This is a genomic window from Mesorhizobium sangaii, from assembly GCF_014207355.1.
GTDB classification, from domain to species: Bacteria; Pseudomonadota; Alphaproteobacteria; order Rhizobiales; family Rhizobiaceae; genus Mesorhizobium; species Mesorhizobium sangaii.
This window is the reverse complement of record NZ_JACHEF010000004.1, coordinates 386,116-401,978: the sequence shown is the minus strand read 5'-3', so window position 1 is coordinate 401,978 and position 15,863 is coordinate 386,116. Positions and strand designations below refer to the sequence as shown.

Sequence of the window (15,863 nt, the reverse complement as noted above, 5' to 3'; positions counted from 1 at the left end):
GCTCAGAATAAAGATCAAAGGGCGCGGCACTCCGCGCCCTTTTTGTTTTCGAAGCGCGTCTTTTCGCGCTCAGGCCGTCAGCACCACTTTGCCGATCGCTTGGTGGCAAGAAAGGCGTGCGCCGCACCTGCCTGCTCGAGCGGGAAGCTTTTCGCCACATGGACGGCGAGCTTTTTGGCATCGATCAACCGGGCGAGTTCCAGCAAGCCTTCGCGATCGGGTACCACGGACATGCGCTCGACCCTTATGTCGCGCGCACTGGCCTGCGCCCTGGTGGTGTCGTGCACGTTCAGCAAAGACACCAGCACCCCGCCGTTCCTGACCACCTTTAGCGAACGATCGGCATGGTCGCCGCCAATGGGCTCCAGCACGAGATCGATGTCGCCAACCGTGTCGGCGAAATCGCTCTTGGTGTAGTCGAGAACCTCATCGGCGCCGAGCGAGCGGACGAAATCGAGCTTTTGCGGGCTGGCGGTGGCGATGACGTAGGCGCCGCGCGCCTTGGCGATCTGCACCGCCAGATGGCCAACGCCGCCGGCTGCCGCGTGGATCAGCACGCGCTGGCCCGGTTTCAGCCCGCCATGGCGGACCAGACCTTGCCAGGCGGTGAGGCCGGCCAGCGGCAATGCGCCTGCCTGGATGTGGTCGGCACCCTTCGGCTTCAGCGCGATTTCATCGGCTGGCACAGCCACCAGTTCGGCGTAAGCGGCGGCCTGCTTGGGGAAGCGCGGCATGCCGAACACCTCGTCGCCGATCTTGAAGCCGGTGACGCCGGCGCCCAGCGCCTCGACTGTTCCCGAGATATCCCAGCCCAGGATGAAGGGCGGTTCGCCGAGCAGAGGGTAATAGCCGGCGCGGACGGAGCCATCGACCGGATTGATGCCAGCCGCCTTGACACGGACCAGCACCTCGCCGGCCTTTGGTTTGGGGTCAGGCCGATTGGCAATGACAAGGACGTCAGGTCCGCCGACGGAATTCTGGATAACGGCACGCATGGGATGTCTCCTACTTGGTTGGTGCCACTATCATTTGGATAGTAATAGTCTCTTGTCTAGTATGTACCTTAATGATACATAGCTACCTCATGGATAGTGAAGACGAGTCTCCATTCGGCTATGATGCATACCGGCGGACGTGTGCTTCGCACACCGTGCTCGAGATGCTGGCCAGCAAATGGGTCTATCTAGTGGTTTGCGCGCTGCGCAAAGGCCGGTTGCGCAATGGTGAGCTTGCCCGCAAGCTCGAAGGCATCACGCCGAAGATGCTGACGCAGACATTGCGCGTGCTCGAGCGCGACGGTCTGGTGCGGCGCGAGATATTCCCGGTCATTCCGCCGCGCGTCGAGTATGAATTGACCGAGCTTGGCCAGAACCTGGCGGGACTGCTCAACCAGATCAGGTCGTGGTCGGAACAGCATGCGCCGGACATCAAGGAGGCCAGGGCGCGGGCGACTGGTGAAAATGAAGGCGACTGGGCCGCCTAGCTTCAATCGAGTCTTTCCGTCCGACAAAGGCCGGAAGCAGAATTTTGCGCTCGTCGGCAAGCGCCGACGTCGCGGACAGGCCGGACTTCAGCCGATCATGGCGCTGCGGCCGCCGACCTCGGCCTCGCGAATCTTGGTATCGCGCGATTCGAGCATCTCAGCCTTGGAAAGCTCCGCTTCAGCTTCGCCGAGTAATGATTCGGCAGTGCTTCGCTGGTGGGCGAGGTCGCTTTGCGAATTTCTGAGGTTGTCGCGCCGTAAACGCGCCGCCTTGGCAAAGGTCGGATAGGCAAAATGGTTGATGTCGGTGATGCCGGCTTTCTTTTCTTCGGCGGTGATTTGAAGCTCCAGTTCGACGGCCATGCGTTCGAACTCGGCGATCATCATGTCGAGCTGCAGCAACTGCCGCCGCTTCTCATTCACCTGAAACTGTTTCAGCCGAACGAGGTTTTCACGTGACTTCATGATTCGGTACTCCCGGAAACGCACACCCGCACATATCGTCCAAACCGCCTGGAAAGGCCCAAGCCTTGCCCGTGTCCACCGGCTTTCCCCGAACTATAGGAAACAAAACCCTAAAGTTTTTTGCCGGCGGTAACCATTCGTTTACGGGCATTGTTAATCATACGGCTCAGGACTTAAGGCCGGGTAAAAATTCCGGCCGCCGATGCGGGAGCCGCGTCAATGAGTCTCTGGAGTCGCTTAGTCCAGGTTGTTAATGTGTTGCATTAGGAATTTGGTTCTGGGATTCGTTATTAGATTCAAGAGGGTGTAGAAAGAGGTTAAAAAATCTGGTACCGTAGTGGACGGGAAATTAGGTTTTGTTAACCATTTGATGGCAGCCTCTGCACAAGGCAACCACTGCTCCGGGTCCGGACGGGTCGTGAAATGGTCCGGCAGCAGAAAAGGGGAATGAAATGCGAGTTCTGCTGATAGAAGATGACAGTGCAACCGCACAAAGCATCGAACTGATGCTGAAATCGGAAAGTTTTAATGTCTACACGACCGATCTCGGTGAAGAGGGTGTCGATCTAGGCAAGCTCTACGACTACGACATCATCCTTCTCGATCTCAACCTGCCCGACATGTCGGGCTATGAAGTCTTGAGAACGCTTCGCCTGTCCAAGGTGAAAACGCCGATCCTCATCCTCTCCGGCATGGCCGGCATCGAGGACAAGGTACGCGGCCTCGGCTTCGGCGCCGACGACTACATGACCAAGCCGTTCCACAAGGATGAGCTGGTCGCCCGCATTCATGCCATCGTGCGGCGCTCCAAGGGCCATGCCCAGTCGGTCATCACCACGGGCGACCTTGTGGTCAACCTCGACGCCAAGACCGTTGAAGTCGGCGGCCAGCGCGTGCACCTCACCGGCAAGGAATATCAGATGCTGGAGCTGCTCTCGCTACGCAAGGGCACCACACTGACCAAGGAAATGTTCCTCAACCACCTTTATGGCGGCATGGACGAGCCCGAGCTGAAGATCATCGACGTCTTCATCTGCAAGCTGCGCAAGAAGCTCGACGCGGCATCCGGCGGCCAGAACTACATCGAGACGGTCTGGGGTCGTGGCTATGTGCTTCGCGAACCGGAAGACATCCGCGTCAGCGCCTGAGCGCGAGCAACGCCCGAACTTTTCTTCGACAAAAAACCCGGCTCCGGCCGGGTTTTTTGCATGGTGGGCTAATATCTTTTTGTTTTAACGCAATTTTTGGACGGAAAAACGCTACACATTTTTCCTGGAAGATTGCTCCAGGCCGCCCGAATCAGGCGGCGATTTTCAAGGTGCGAAAACGCTCGAGCAGTTGCGGCCGATTGAACGGCTTCAGGAGATAGCCCTGGGCGCCGGCGCGCTTGGCCCGCATGATCGAAGCGATATCAAGCTCGACCAGCGAAATCAGGATCTGCGGCCGTACAGGGCTCTCCATGGCGCGCACGCGGCGGATGAGATCGACCGCCGCCACGTCCGGCAAGGCGCCGTCGACGACGATGATGTCGGGCATGTCGGCAGCGCACATCTCCAGCGCGTCAAGCCCGCTGGCCGCCTCGATGACAACCATGTCCGAGCCGCCCAGGATGCGTTTTGCAACCTTCCTGATGACGCTTGAATCGTCGACGAACATGCAGCGTTTCATTTCCGGGTCCTCTTGCCTGTTGGCAATCCGGTGGCGTCGGGGCATCTGAAAGGCACCATAGGCCGATCTGGTAAAGAAGCCGAAAAGCGTTTAGGTAAAATTTTTGCAAAGATGCCGTTTGCGGGCTGTTCTTAGCGATGCTTCGGCGCGACCAGCCCGGTGAAGCTCATCCGACTCGATCGAAGCGCCGCCGTGGGTATTGCGGATCGAAATACTTCGCTTCTTTAGGGAATTGGCGTGAATTCAGGCGGCTGAAAGCACGATTTCTTCCGGGGTCGCGTGGATCGAGATGGTCATGTTGGCTTCGCGCGCCAGGAGCAGCGTGTAATAGGGCTGCACGGAATGCGCGTCGATCGGTTCCTCAGGCTTGTGGCCGGAATGCAGTTCGAGGAATTTCGGCGGCACGCGCAGCATCGGGCCGCTCGCCGCAAGCGCGAAACGCGGCTCGGTTTCGAGGTTTTCCAGCGTCACGGAAAGCTTGCCGCCGCGTGGAATGGCGGCGTTGGCGACGAGGAGAAGGTTGAGCAGCAGCTTGACCTTGTTCTTGGGCAGCAGCGCGCGGGTCCCGTTCCAGCTCAGTTCCGGCTTCTCGTTCTTGAGGAAGGCGATGGCGACGGCTTCGGCATCGCCGGTATCGATCAGCATGCCGGCCGACCCGGCGGCGCCGAAAGCGATGCGGGCGAACTGCAGGCGGGCAGAAGCGTTGCGGGCGCTCTGGCGGATCAGCTTCATGGCGTCCTCGTCGGCGCCGCCTTCGTCGAGCAGTTCGAGCCCGTTGTTGATCGCGCCGACCGGCGAGATGATGTCGTGGCACACCCGGCTGCACAAAAGTGCCGCCAGATCGGGTGCGGAAAGGGCAAACAGATCGGCCATCGGTGAAAATCCCTGCAAAATTTCATAACTCATGGCCGAGCGATCGATTCGTCGCCTGCCCACACGAATCACGTACTCTCCTCGGGCATTCTGAATACACAGCGCCCGTGCGTGCGGCAACAAATCCAAAATTGTGGTGGCAGATGGCGTGTTCACACAGGCTGCCGACCCCACCTGAGCGTCCCAAATAGCCTTTGAACCGCCATGTTCATGTGGGAGCTTAATGGTTGAAAAAGGATTACGGCATAGTTTGCCCGTAACAGTTACCCTTAACGGCCGGCTAGAAGAGCCGTACGGGGTTTGAGGCGTCGGCGAAAGTGCTCCCTGACGGAGATTGGAAGCATGTTTTCCCGATTCTGCGACCGGACTTTTTTCCGTGTCATCCCAGACCGGACTTTTGTCCGTGTCGTATCAATGGCGATAGCGCTCATGGGCGTTCTCGTCTTCTCAACTTCGGCCCTGCGGGCCCAGGAATACACCGCTCAGGAGATTGTCGATTCCGGGCACAAGTTCTTCGGCGCGACGTCGGGCGGGCTGGCCACGGTTATCGAGAAGATTTTTGCTTCCTACGGCCTGCCCAATGGCTATCTGCTGGGCGAAGAGGGCTCGGGCGCGCTGATCGGCGGGCTGACCTATGGCGAAGGCACGCTCTACACCAAGAATGCCGGCGATCACAAAGTGTTCTGGCAAGGCCCGTCGCTCGGCTGGGATTTCGGCGGCGAGGGGTCGCGGGTGATGATGCTGGTCTACAATCTCGACGATGTGAGCAACCTCTACAACCGCTATGGCGGCGTCGCCGGTTCGGCCTATGTGGTTGCCGGCGTCGGCTTCAACGTGCTGAAGAACAACAATGTGCTTTTGGTGCCGATCCGCACCGGCGTCGGTGCTCGGCTCGGCGTCAATCTCGGCTATCTGAAGCTCACCGAACGCGCCACGTGGAATCCGTTCTGAGCTAATCCCGTTCCGTTGCGGCAAAGCCTTGCCGCAACGCTGGATTTCCGCCATGTCAACGTGGCACAGTCCAGTCTTAGCGGTTGCCGTCCACAACGGGTAGTCACTTGGTCCAATCGGTCCTGTTCTTCGTCCTCGGCTTTCTCTGCGCCGGCTTCCTGGCGCTTATGATTGCTCCGGCCATATGGCGCCGCGCCGTCGCCCTGACGCGCAAGCGCATCGAAGCCTCGATACCTCTGACGCAAACCGAGATCCTGGCGGACAAGGATCGCGTTCGCGCCGAGTACGCCATGTCGACGCGCCGTCTCGAAATCAGCGTCAAGGCGTTGCGCGAGAAGGTGGCCGAACAGCTCGTCGAGATCAGCCGCGGCCACGAGGCGATGAAGGGCCTGGCGATCGAGCGCATGGAGAAGAACCAGGTACTGAGCGAACTGGGGGCCACGAGCGAAATGCTGCGTCGGCGCGAGGAAGAGCTGCACCGTCTGTCGGACCTGCTCAAGGAAACAGAGCGCAAGCTGGAGAAGCGCGCGCTCGAGCTTGAAAAGCTGGAGAGCATGTATGACGACGCCAGCTTCTCCTCCAGCAGCCGACAGATCGAGCTCGTGGCGCGCGAATCCGAGATGCAGAAACTCGCCAGCGACATTGCGTTGCTGCGCGGCCAGCGCAAGGAGGCGGACAGGCGCGGCCAGGAGATCGCGGCCGAAAGCAAGGCTGCGCGCGATGCCCTGAAAGCCGAGAAGAAAAAGACCGCCGAACTCGACAAGAAGGTCGAACGGCTGCTGGCCACTCTTGCCGATCGCGAGGACAAGCTCGAGCGCCGCGAAAAGGAACTGGCGCGGCTGCGAGAAAAATCGAAAGCCGAGGACAGTACGCCGACCCTGCGGCTGGTCGGCAAGAGCGGCGATGTCGCCAAGAGCGATGACGTCGACAAGGCAATCGCCAAGCTCGACAGCGACCGTGAGCGGCTCGAGGCGAGGTTGACGGCGCTGGCGCACGAGAACAAGCAGCTGAAGGCGGATCTCACCGCGCTGGTCGTGCCCAACCCCGCGGATGACAGCTCCGCCTTGCGCGAGCAGATGAACGAACTGGCAGCGGAGGTCGTCCATCTGACGGCCAAGCTCGAGGGACCTGATTCGCCGATCGCCAAGGCTTTGGCCGTACCGTCGGATGCACGCTCCGGCAATGTTGAGCGCAGTCTTGCAGATCGCGTGCGGGCGCTGCAGGAGGCGGACGCGGCAAGCTGAAATCAGTTCCTGTTTGCCGAGAAGTGATGCAGCGCGATGGCCGACGCCGCCGCCACGTTCAGGCTGTCGAAGCCCTCCGACATGGTGATCCGCACCGTCTGCAGGCGCGCGAGCAGGCTTTCGGGCAGGCCTTCGCCCTCGGTGCCGAGATAGAGCGCAAGGCGCTCGCACCGCCGCGCATCGCGAATGTCGGTCTGCCCGCTCGGTGACAGCGCAAACTGGCCATAACCGCGGCGGTCAAGTGTTGCAGTGAAGCCGGCGGCGTCGGTGAACGACGCGAAGGGAATTTTGAGTGCCGCGCCGACGGAAACCCGGATCGCCTTGCGGTAGAGCGGATCGCAGCATGTCGCATCCATGAGCACAGCATCGGCGCCAAAGGCGGCGGCGTTGCGAAAGATCGAACCCATATTGTCATGGTTGGCGATGCCGACAAGCACCACGACCAGCGCCCGGGCCGGCAAGGCATCGAGCAGGGTCTCGGCCGACCGCGGCGCCCCCTTGCGGCCTATGGCCAGGATGCCGCGATGCATATGAAACCCGGCGATCGCATCCATCACCGCGCCGGTGGCGACATAGACCGGTAGGTCCGCCGGCGCCTTGCGCAGGATGTCCTCGAGCCCGGCCAGCCGGTTTTCCAGGAGCAGCACCGATTCGGCGCCAAAACGCCCAGCCGAGAGCAGCAGGTCGAGCACCACCTTGCCTTCGGCGACGAAGCGGCCTTGCCGCCCGGCGAGGTCACGCTCGCGGATATCGAGATAGGCGGCAACGCGCGGGTCTTGCGGGTCGTCGATGCGAATGGGATCCATGCATTCCTCGTGGTCACCGCAGCGGCCCGAAAATCCGCATGGACTGCCGGCGCTCGCCGTTGGCTGGGAACCACGATGCAACAATTCAGGACGATCAGCTACTCTGTGCACGCGGATGGACGCACATCGCCCTGAAAGCGTCGCGAGGTAAGTGGGCTACAGGACGCTCAGGTTCCGGCGCGGCGCAAACGGTGCGCCATCTGGGAGAGGTCCTCCTTGCCGCTGCCGAAAATGCCGTCCAGCATGCCGAGCAGTTCGCGCACGGCATCTGATTTGCAGGAATAGTAGATCATCTGCCGGTCGCGGCGGGTGTCGACAAGGTCGAGCGCCCGCAACTTGGCCAGATGCTGCGACAGGGCGGATTGACTGAGCATCACCTTCTCGGCGATGGAGCCGACCGACATTTCACCGTCGATCAGATGGCTCATGATCAACAGCCGCTTCTCATTGCCCATCAGCATGAGAAATTCGGCTGCCGATCCGGCATTTGCGATTAGCTTAGACGAGACCATCGATCCCCCATGCTTGTTGATCATCCTGACGCCATGGGGGCAATGGCATCTGATTCCAAAAACTCAGTTGCGTATGGCCGCTGCGATTCAGCGTCACTGACAAAAGGTAGAGCATTTCCTTCAAATCTCAAGTGTTGCTTTTTATGTAATGTAATTAAGCCCAGTCTCCGCGTCGGCCGCGGCCCGCCCGTTTCTGGCCATTTCGACCAAAACAGGCCGCAATTCGCGTGCCGCCTGCAAAGTTTGGGGGAAGAAAACCCGGCAAACATCGTCACCCGACACCAGATCCATACCATCGGCATCGAATCCGGCAATAATCCAGCCGTTGCCGGACACTTTCGCGAAATGCTGTGCATAAACCGCAATCGCGTCGAGATGGTCGGCGTTCATGTGGTCGATGGCGGATTGTTCTGTCGCCGCCAGTTCCTCGACGATCGGGCCGCTGGTAAGCAGATCCGATCGGTCGAGATGATAGGCCTTGCCGAAGCCGCCGTTGAGGCTGGCGCGTTGCGGCTCGAGGCGGAAGATCGAAAAGTCGCCGAGACCGGCGTAGAGTTTCGCCTTGGGATTGCGGTTGAGATAACGGCGCTCGCAACGGGCGTTCTCGCTCGATCCGCGCTCAAGCCGTTTCGCCTGGCAGACCAGTGACAGGCGCGGGTGCGCCAGCGGGTCGCCCTTGCCGGGTTCGCCAAGCAACAGGCAACAGCGGGCATCGGCAAGCAGCGCGCCGGTGTGCGCCGAGAGCATCGACACCAGGATCAGCGGCGCGCCGTCGATGTCGGTGGCCACGCCGACCCTGCTGGCCAGCGGCCAACCTGTCCCAGGTTCGAGCACTGCCAGCGCACCAAAGCGGGCGCTGCGCAGAAGCGTCTTGGCCAATCGGATCGCCTCGGCATCCGTCTCGCGGATCACGTCCTTCCTCGGTTCGTCCAAAGGCATCACCACAATAAGTTGATCTTCCTTCTCCGCTTATCTGCCAAACAAACCGGATTTGACAAGGTCGTCAATCTCGTTTTTCGAAAACCCGAAACGTTCAAGCACTGTCGACGGGACGAGATCGTTGTCGGCGGGCTTGGTCGCAACTGTCGGCCGCGAGCCGGAGAAACGCGGCGCCGGGGCCGGGCGCGCAAATCCACCCGCCGCTACAAAGGCGTTGCGCGCCCGATTTTGTGGGTGATGCTTCGCCTCCTGAAGCGACAGGACGGGGGCAACGCAGGCATCGGTTTGGGCAAACAGCCGGTCCCAGTCGTCGCGCGATTTCTGCCGGACCCGATCGGCAATGGCTGCGCGCATTTGCGGCCACAGTGCCTTGTCGTACTGGCCGCGTACAAAGCGCTCGTCGAGCGGCAGCAGACTGGCGAATTCGGCGAAGAATTGCGGCTCGAGGCAGCCGATGGCGACATGGCGTCCGTCTGATGTCTCATAGGTGTCGTAGAAGGGGGCGCCGGAATCGAGCAGGTTCGCGCCGCGCCGGTCGTTCCACAAGCCGGCCGCCATGAGGGCATGCACGGGTGCCGCCAGCATCGAGGCGCCTTCGACCATCGCGGCGTCGATGACCTCGCCCTTGCCCGTGCGCGAGCGTTGGAAAAGGGCGGCCAGCACGCCGGCGACCAGCATCATGGCGCCGCCAGCGTAGTCGGCGACGAGGTTGAGCGGCGGGACAGGACGGCCGCCGGCGTGGCCAACTGCATGCAGCAGGCCCGAATAGGCAACGTAGGTGATGTCATGGCCGGCGCGGCCCGCGAGCGGCCCGTCCTGGCCGAAGCCGGTCATGCGGCCGTAGATCAGCGCTGGATTGCGTGCCAGCACCGCTTCCGGGCCGAGCGCCAGCCGCTCCATGACGCCGGGGCGAAACCCTTCGAGCAACATGTCCGCCTTTTCGGCAAGGCGCAGCATCAGATCGGTGTCTTCCCGGTGCTTCAAGTCGAGGCGCAGGATGGCGCGGCCGTGACGGTCGAGGTTGTATTCATCCGGCAGCGACGGGAGCGGCCGGCTTGTCCCTGCCCGTTCGATGCGCAGCACTTCGGCGCCCATCTCCGACAGCATCAGGCCGGCCAGCGGCACGGGGCCGAGCCCGGCCATCTCGATCACCTTCAGTCCGGCAAGCGGACCAGTTTTTCCGGCAACTGACAAGCCGGCGCTCATGACGCGGTTATTTCGGCGCCATGCGAATGGCGCCGTCGAGACGAATGGTCTCGCCATTCAGCATCTGGTTTTCGATGATGTGGAGAGCAAGCGCCGCATATTCGGATGGTTCGCCCAAGCGGGACGGGAAGGGCACGGCGGCGCCCAGCGAATCCTGCACCTCTTGCGGCATGCCGGCCATCATCGGAGTCTTGAAGATGCCGGGCGCGATGGTGCAGACACGGATGCCGGAACGGGCGAGATCGCGCGCCACCGGCAGCGTCATGCCGACGACGCCGCCCTTGGAGGCTGCATAGGCGGCCTGGCCGATCTGGCCGTCATAGGCGGCGACCGAGGCGGTGTTGACGATGACGCCCCGCTCGCCGCCTTGCAGCGGATCGAGCTTCGCGGCGCGGTCGGCGACGAGGCGGATCATGTTGAACGTGCCGATCAGATTGACCTCGATCACCTTGCGGTACTGATCGAGCGGATGCGGACCATCCTTGCCAATCGTCTTCACGCCAATGGCGATGCCGGCGCAATTGACCAGGATACGCGGCTCGCCAAGCCCGGCCGCGACCTCGGCGAGAGCGGCAGTTCCACTGTCGGCATTGCTGACGTCGCACTGGACGGCAATACCGCCGATCTCGGCCGCGACCTTCACCGCGCGATCAATACCGACATCGAAGATGGCGACGCGGGCGCCTTTGGCGGCCAGCGCGCGTGCCGTTGCCTCGCCAAGACCGGAGCCGCCGCCGGTAATGATCGCTATCTGGCCATTCGGGTTCATGCCGACATCCTTTGATCTCAGGGACAGTGGGACCGATCAGGCGCCAGATCGGCGGGGAAGGTCAAGCCATCGCCGCCATATGCTCGGCAACCCTGGCCTGATCGGCGTGGCAGACCTCGCCCGAAAGCCTGGCGACCGCGCCCGGCGCGATCTCGTGCGACAGCAACCGGTCGAGATCGACGGGGCGGGGCATCGAGATCTGGCCGCGCGGAATGCGCTTGAAACCGAGCGGTCCGTAGTAGGGTTCGTCACCAACCAGCATCACGGCAGGCGCGCCGGCCTTGGCGGCCGCCTCCAGCGCGATCGCCACCAGCCGGCGGCCGATGCCGAGGTTCTTGAAGGCTGGCCGCACCGCAAGCGGCCCGAGCATCAGGGCGCGGCCGGCACCGGCAGCGATGCGGGTCATGCGCACCGAAGCGACGACGAGGTCGCCGTCGACGGCGACGAACGACAGCGAGCGTTCGTGCCCGCCCGCCTCGCGGATCTTGTAGGCGGCCAGCACGAAGCGGCCGGGTCCGAAGGCTTCGTCGTTGATGGCTTCGATCTGGAGGTCATGCGCCGGGGTTTCCGGCAGGTATTTCACGTCGGCAAGGCTCATGGTCTTTGCGTTCCGATAGGAGGAAAGGTTTGCTGCAAACGGCAGCATTCGCCAGTCAGCGCTTCATCAAGCGCGGGCGCCCTTTCGTCGTCGGTCAAACCGGATCAAAGCAAAGTCGAACATGCGGATTGTCCGCTAGCATCAATTTCCTGCCGCTGCAATCGGCGGCTTGATGGTCCACCCGACCGCTTGACGGTCTGTTCAGCGCCAGGTGATTCCACGGCGTGGCTTCGTGCCCTACATGGGAAGCAAGCAGGAAAGGACATGCGATGGGATTGCTGGTCGAAGGCAAATGGCAGGACCGCTGGTATGACACCAAGGTCAGCGGAGGCAAGTTCGTGCGGGTGCAATCGCAGTGGCGCGACTGGATCACCCGCGACGGGACGCCTGCCGAGGGCCGCAGCCGCGGCTTCAAAGCGGAGCCCGGCCGCTACCATCTCTATGTCTCGCTCGCTTGCCCGTGGGCGCACCGGACGCTGATCTTTCGCGCGCTGAAGAAGCTGGAAGGCATCATTTCGGTGTCGGTGGTGCATCATTTCATGGGCGCCAACGGCTGGACGTTCGTGGCGCAGGATGGCGCGACCGGCGACACGCTCTACGGCCTCGATTTTCTGCACCAGATTTACACCAAGGCCGACCCTGCCTATTCCGGCCGCGTGACGGTGCCGGTGCTGTGGGATAAAAAGGAGCAGACCATCGTCTCCAACGAATCCTCCGAGATCATCCGGATGCTGAATTCGGCCTTCGACGAATGGGGCGATGCCAGCCTCGATTTCTACCCCAAGGCGCTGCGCGGCGAGATCGATGCGATCAACGCGCTGGTCTATCCCGCCGTCAACAATGGCGTCTATCGCGCCGGCTTCGCCACCACGCAAGCCGCCTATGAAGAAGCGTTCGGCGAGCTGTTCGCGGCGCTCGACACGTTGGAAGACCGCCTCTCAAGGCAACGTTTTTTGGTGGGCGATCGCATCACTGAAGCCGACTGGCGGCTGTTCACCACTCTGGTGCGCTTCGACCCGGTCTATGTCGGCCATTTCAAATGCAATCTGCGCCGCATCGCCGACTACCCGAACCTGTCCAACTATCTGCGCGACCTCTACCAGGTGCCTGACGTCGCCGGGACCGTGAACCTCAATCACATCAAGTCGCATTATTACGGCAGCCACGAGACGATCAACCCGACACGAATCGTGCCGGTAGGGCCGGAACTGGACTATGACGCGCGGCATGACCGGGGACGGTTCAAGAAGGCGGCGTGATCTACCAGTAGGGCGAGGGCTGCGCGCCGCCAAAAACCTCGGCGATCCGCTGTAGCGTCGCTGGTGTCGTGCCTTCCGGCAAACGGTCCAGGGGAAAGAAGCCGGACTCGGCGATCTCGTGGTCCGGCAGCTTCGGCGCCGTCTGGCTGAAATGCTCGATCAGATAGAAACCGACATGGTCGCGCCTGCTGGCGCCACGGTTGAAATGCATCGACCTCAGCGCCGGCGGTGACGTCAGTGCGATGTTGCCTTCCTCGGCCAGTTCGCGCGCCAGTGCCTCACCAAGCGTCTCGCCAACTTCGACGCCGCCGCCAGGAAGCTGCCAGCCGGGCACATAAGTGTGGCGAATGAGGAAGACGGAATTGGACGCCGTGTCGTGGACCAGACCGCGCACGCCAAGCGTCATCGGCCGGCGCAGCACGAAATAGAAATGGAACAACTGAGCCCGGACGCCCGCCCAACCGGTCTGGCGGAAGGTCTTCTCCGGATCAGTCTCCATCAGGTGGCAAACCGTGGGTGGAAAGCAGGCAGCGCGTCGCATATGAAGGATGGATGTTCAAGCTTGCGCATATTTCCGATGTCCATCTGGGGCCGCTCCCCGATGTATCCTATCGCGATCTCGCCTCCAAGCGCGTGCTCGGCTACGTCAACTGGCAGCGCAACCGCCGCCGCCACATGCATGATGCCGTCATCGACGCGATCGTCGCCGACATCAAGGCGAACACGCCTGACCACCTCGCCGTCACCGGCGACCTGGTCAATCTGGCGCTCGACGGCGAGATCGAGATGGCCAAGCACTGGCTGGAGACGCTGGGATCGCCGCAGGATGTCTCGGTCGTTCCTGGAAACCACGATGCCTATGTGCCCGGCGCCTTCGACAAGGTCTGCCGGTCCTGGGCGGCGTGGATGAGTGGCGACGGTGTCAACACGCCGGTCGACCGCAACGCGTTCCCCTATCTGCGCGTGCGCGGCGATGTCGCGCTGATCGGCATCTCGACAGCGCGTGCCACGGCGCCGTTCATGGCCAACGGCTTCTTCATGGAGGGGCAGGCGAAACGGCTTGGCAAGCTGCTCGACACCACGGCCGCGCAAGGGCTGTTTCGCGCGATCATGATCCATCATCCGCCGGTGCGCGGCGCGGTCTCGCAGCACAAGCGGCTGTTCGGCATTGCCCGCTTCCACAAGATCATTCGCCGCCATGGCGCCGAGCTTGTCCTGCACGGCCATTCGCATCTGCCGTCGCTGTTCTTCATAGGCAACCGGGGCGCCAAGGTTCCTGTGGTCGGCGTTGCTGCCGCCGGCCAGGCGCCGGGCGGCAAGCACCCGGCGGCGCAGTACAATCTGTTCGACATCGACGGGGAAAAAGGCAGTTGGCGGATCCGCCTAACACGGCGCGGCCTGACCGGGCCGTCCATACCGCCATCCGATCTGCAGACGCTGGAGCTTGGTGCGGAGGCCGGCGCGGCTATGGCCGCACGTTGAGAACCATGGCCACGATGCGGTCCCATAACAGGATGACCGACACCACAAGTCCGACCAGAGCGCCGGCGGCGACCAGGCCAAGGCCGGACAGAAACGCCGACCAGGTCCTGCTGCGCGTCTTCGAGCGCAGTGGCGGTTCGGCTTCCGGCACATCGGCGCGTTTCATGCCGGCGACGGCCAGCTCGACCCCGCCTTCCATCATCCTCTGACGCTCGACGATCCGCTCGGCAACATAGCGCGTCACCTGATCAGCAACGGGCTTCATATCGGTCGATTCGGCAAGCACCACCCGGCCGATGCGGGTGTCCCTGAGAAAGCGATAGGTGCGGCGATCGCGCCCCATGGCGACATGGCTGACGGCGTCGATCCACAGGCGCGGCTGCAAGCCGGACGAGACGACAAAGTCGAAATTGTCCATGTCGGCGGGAACATCGGCAAAAACCGGCGCCAGTTCGGCGGCAAGCAGTTCGAGGCGCATGCGATGGGCTTCGCGCATGTCGACGACGACGTCGTCGCGGTCGGCGAAGGCATTCTTCACATCACGGACGGCATCGGACAGTTTCCTCGACTGATCGATGGTCTTCTCGCCTGCTTCCTTCATCGGCGTTCGCCTCGCGGGTTTGGTTAACACGGGGTTAACACAGCCGCCGGTAAAATGCACTGGCGAGAGCAACGGGATCGAGGCGTGTTCAGCAGGCGGTTGTGCGCGAAAAAAGGTCAGCTGGCAGCAGCGGCGAATTTCTGACGCTGCGGCCTGGTGCGCCTGTTGCTGTTGCGGCGAATGATCTCGGCGACGAGGTCCGGTGCTTCCTCGGCCAGCATATGGCCGACGTCCAGCACATGGTGGACATGAAAATGCGCCGGCAGATCATCCGCCTGGGTAAAGGGCAACACTGCATCGTCGGTTCCCCACGCCACCATCACCGGCATGTTCAGTCCGTCGAGACGATCGTGCGGGATGACGCCTTGCCGATCGTCCATGGTCATGGCGGCTGCGATCTCGACCAGCTTCGGCACTTGGCCTGGACGTCCGCGCATTCGGCAAAGCACGTCCACGATACGCTTCTGGGGCGGGCTATGGGGGCCGGACATGGCGGCAAGGCAGGCGCGGATCTCGGACCGGTGCGCGGCGCCGCCATAGCGGCGCAACAACGGTCCATTGATCTCGGGGCCAAGACCGCCCGGCGCAAGAAGCGTCAGCGAGGCGACTTTTCCAGGCTCGGCCAGCGCCATCAGCATTGCCACCGCACCGCCCATCGAGTGGCCCACGAGATGAACATGCTCCAGTCTGCGTTCCGAGAGATCGGCGAGCACGGCCCTAGCCGCCACCTTGGCCGGACCGGCTCCGGGAAAATCGAGCGACAGCCCATGCCCCGGCAGATCATAGGCCAGCGTGCGCGTGGCAGGCGCCAGGGAAGAAATCACCTCACGCCAGACATCGTGGCAGCCGCCGAAACCATGCAGCAGGACGATGGCCTTCGAGCCAACACCCTGTTCGGCGGCAAAAAGCGATGCGGTCATGAAAGCTGATTTTTTTGTTATTGCAGAATGCGCGACACCAACCGTGGCTGAATTGCGCCTAGTCTAGCTTGATGACCAGTAAAATCT

20 protein-coding genes are annotated in these 15,863 nt (G+C 62.2%); 7 read left to right on the top strand and 13 right to left on the bottom strand.

Features of this window, described 5'->3' with window-relative positions; genetic code table 11:
* Nucleotides 1-77 precede the first annotated feature (77 nt).
* Nucleotides 78-995, bottom strand: a complete 918-nt coding sequence (locus HNQ71_RS22115; RefSeq protein WP_184874747.1) for an NADP-dependent oxidoreductase — start codon at nt 993-995, stop codon at nt 78-80.
* An 89-nt stretch (nt 996-1,084) separates the two neighbouring features.
* Here HNQ71_RS22115 and HNQ71_RS22110 point away from each other — a divergent pair, with 89 nt between their 5' ends.
* Nucleotides 1,085-1,483 (top strand): winged helix-turn-helix transcriptional regulator, encoded by a 399-nt coding sequence (locus tag HNQ71_RS22110; protein WP_184874746.1) that lies wholly within the window; start codon nt 1,085-1,087, stop codon nt 1,481-1,483.
* A gap of 87 nt (nt 1,484-1,570) precedes the next feature.
* Here the strand turns inward: HNQ71_RS22110 and HNQ71_RS22105 are convergent, their stop codons facing one another.
* Entirely contained in the window at nt 1,571-1,948 is a 378-nt protein-coding gene (locus HNQ71_RS22105) for a flagellar export protein FliJ (RefSeq protein WP_095090783.1), read from the bottom strand.
* 452 nt (nt 1,949-2,400) lie between these two features.
* Between HNQ71_RS22105 and ctrA the strand changes: the two genes are divergently transcribed.
* Complete coding sequence (gene ctrA / locus HNQ71_RS22100) at nt 2,401-3,096, top strand: response regulator transcription factor CtrA (RefSeq protein ID WP_006203583.1); 696 nt, start codon at nt 2,401-2,403, stop codon at nt 3,094-3,096.
* Nucleotides 3,097-3,247: 151 nt separating this feature from the next.
* Here the strand turns inward: ctrA and HNQ71_RS22095 are convergent, their stop codons facing one another.
* Entirely contained in the window at nt 3,248-3,616 is a 369-nt protein-coding gene (locus HNQ71_RS22095; protein WP_184874745.1) for a response regulator, read from the bottom strand.
* 243 nt (nt 3,617-3,859) lie between these two features.
* Nucleotides 3,860-4,489 (bottom strand): histidine phosphotransferase ChpT, encoded by a 630-nt coding sequence (gene chpT / locus HNQ71_RS22090; protein ID WP_095091686.1) that lies wholly within the window; start codon nt 4,487-4,489, stop codon nt 3,860-3,862.
* A gap of 414 nt (nt 4,490-4,903) precedes the next feature.
* Between chpT and HNQ71_RS22085 the strand changes: the two genes are divergently transcribed.
* Together HNQ71_RS22085 and HNQ71_RS22080 are read left to right on the top strand one after the other, a co-directional pair.
* On the top strand, nt 4,904-5,440 hold the full coding sequence (locus HNQ71_RS22085; RefSeq protein ID WP_246461785.1) for a DUF1134 domain-containing protein: 537 nt from the start codon (nt 4,904-4,906) through the stop codon (nt 5,438-5,440).
* A 107-nt stretch (nt 5,441-5,547) separates the two neighbouring features.
* Nucleotides 5,548-6,684: a coiled-coil domain-containing protein gene (locus tag HNQ71_RS22080; RefSeq protein ID WP_184874743.1), complete on the top strand. Its 1,137-nt coding sequence runs from the start codon at nt 5,548-5,550 to the stop codon at nt 6,682-6,684.
* Nucleotides 6,685-6,686: 2 nt separating this feature from the next.
* On the opposite strand, the gene HNQ71_RS22075 is transcribed toward HNQ71_RS22080, so the two are convergent.
* Nucleotides 6,687-7,490 carry a TrmH family RNA methyltransferase gene (locus HNQ71_RS22075; protein ID WP_184874742.1) on the bottom strand — a complete coding sequence of 268 codons (804 nt, stop codon included), beginning with the start codon at nt 7,488-7,490 and terminating at the stop codon, nt 6,687-6,689.
* A 167-nt stretch (nt 7,491-7,657) separates the two neighbouring features.
* Entirely contained in the window at nt 7,658-8,002 is a 345-nt protein-coding gene (locus HNQ71_RS22070) for an ArsR/SmtB family transcription factor (protein ID WP_095091687.1), read from the bottom strand.
* On the opposite strand from HNQ71_RS22070, the gene HNQ71_RS22065 reads away from it, so the two are divergent.
* Entirely contained in the window at nt 7,917-8,102 is a 186-nt protein-coding gene (locus HNQ71_RS22065; RefSeq protein ID WP_184874886.1) for a hypothetical protein, read from the top strand. The two genes, HNQ71_RS22070 and HNQ71_RS22065, sit on opposite strands and share 86 nt — an antisense overlap.
* 41 nt (nt 8,103-8,143) lie before the next feature.
* Here the strand turns inward: HNQ71_RS22065 and HNQ71_RS22060 are convergent, their stop codons facing one another.
* The 4 genes from HNQ71_RS22060 to HNQ71_RS22045 all read right to left on the bottom strand — a co-directional run bounded on the left by HNQ71_RS22060 (nt 8,144) and on the right by HNQ71_RS22045 (nt 11,514).
* Nucleotides 8,144-8,941 carry a HugZ family pyridoxamine 5'-phosphate oxidase gene (locus HNQ71_RS22060; RefSeq protein ID WP_184874875.1) on the bottom strand — a complete coding sequence of 266 codons (798 nt, stop codon included), beginning with the start codon at nt 8,939-8,941 and terminating at the stop codon, nt 8,144-8,146.
* 30 nt (nt 8,942-8,971) lie between these two features.
* Nucleotides 8,972-10,147 (bottom strand): CaiB/BaiF CoA transferase family protein, encoded by a 1,176-nt coding sequence (locus HNQ71_RS22055; RefSeq protein WP_184874741.1) that lies wholly within the window; start codon nt 10,145-10,147, stop codon nt 8,972-8,974.
* Between the two features lie 7 nt (nt 10,148-10,154).
* On the bottom strand, nt 10,155-10,916 hold the full coding sequence (locus tag HNQ71_RS22050; RefSeq protein ID WP_184874740.1) for a 3-hydroxyacyl-CoA dehydrogenase: 762 nt from the start codon (nt 10,914-10,916) through the stop codon (nt 10,155-10,157).
* A gap of 61 nt (nt 10,917-10,977) precedes the next feature.
* A complete protein-coding gene (locus HNQ71_RS22045) occupies nt 10,978-11,514 on the bottom strand; it encodes a GNAT family N-acetyltransferase (protein WP_184874739.1) in 537 nt (178 codons plus the stop codon).
* A gap of 269 nt (nt 11,515-11,783) precedes the next feature.
* On the opposite strand from HNQ71_RS22045, the gene HNQ71_RS22040 reads away from it, so the two are divergent.
* Nucleotides 11,784-12,773 carry a glutathione S-transferase family protein gene (locus HNQ71_RS22040; RefSeq protein ID WP_184874738.1) on the top strand — a complete coding sequence of 330 codons (990 nt, stop codon included), beginning with the start codon at nt 11,784-11,786 and terminating at the stop codon, nt 12,771-12,773.
* A gap of 1 nt (nt 12,774) precedes the next feature.
* Here the strand turns inward: HNQ71_RS22040 and HNQ71_RS22035 are convergent, their stop codons facing one another.
* Nucleotides 12,775-13,272 carry an NUDIX domain-containing protein gene (locus tag HNQ71_RS22035; protein WP_184874737.1) on the bottom strand — a complete coding sequence of 166 codons (498 nt, stop codon included), beginning with the start codon at nt 13,270-13,272 and terminating at the stop codon, nt 12,775-12,777.
* Nucleotides 13,273-13,325: 53 nt separating this feature from the next.
* Between HNQ71_RS22035 and HNQ71_RS22030 the strand changes: the two genes are divergently transcribed.
* Nucleotides 13,326-14,255, top strand: a complete 930-nt coding sequence (locus tag HNQ71_RS22030) for a metallophosphoesterase family protein (RefSeq protein WP_184874736.1) — start codon at nt 13,326-13,328, stop codon at nt 14,253-14,255.
* On the opposite strand, the gene HNQ71_RS22025 is transcribed toward HNQ71_RS22030, so the two are convergent.
* Together HNQ71_RS22025 and HNQ71_RS22020 are read right to left on the bottom strand one after the other, a co-directional pair.
* Complete coding sequence (locus HNQ71_RS22025) at nt 14,239-14,856, bottom strand: hypothetical protein (RefSeq protein ID WP_184874735.1); 618 nt, start codon at nt 14,854-14,856, stop codon at nt 14,239-14,241. The two genes, HNQ71_RS22030 and HNQ71_RS22025, sit on opposite strands and share 17 nt — an antisense overlap.
* A gap of 116 nt (nt 14,857-14,972) precedes the next feature.
* Nucleotides 14,973-15,776 carry an alpha/beta fold hydrolase gene (locus HNQ71_RS22020; protein ID WP_184874734.1) on the bottom strand — a complete coding sequence of 268 codons (804 nt, stop codon included), beginning with the start codon at nt 15,774-15,776 and terminating at the stop codon, nt 14,973-14,975.
* Nucleotides 15,777-15,863 lie beyond the last annotated feature (87 nt).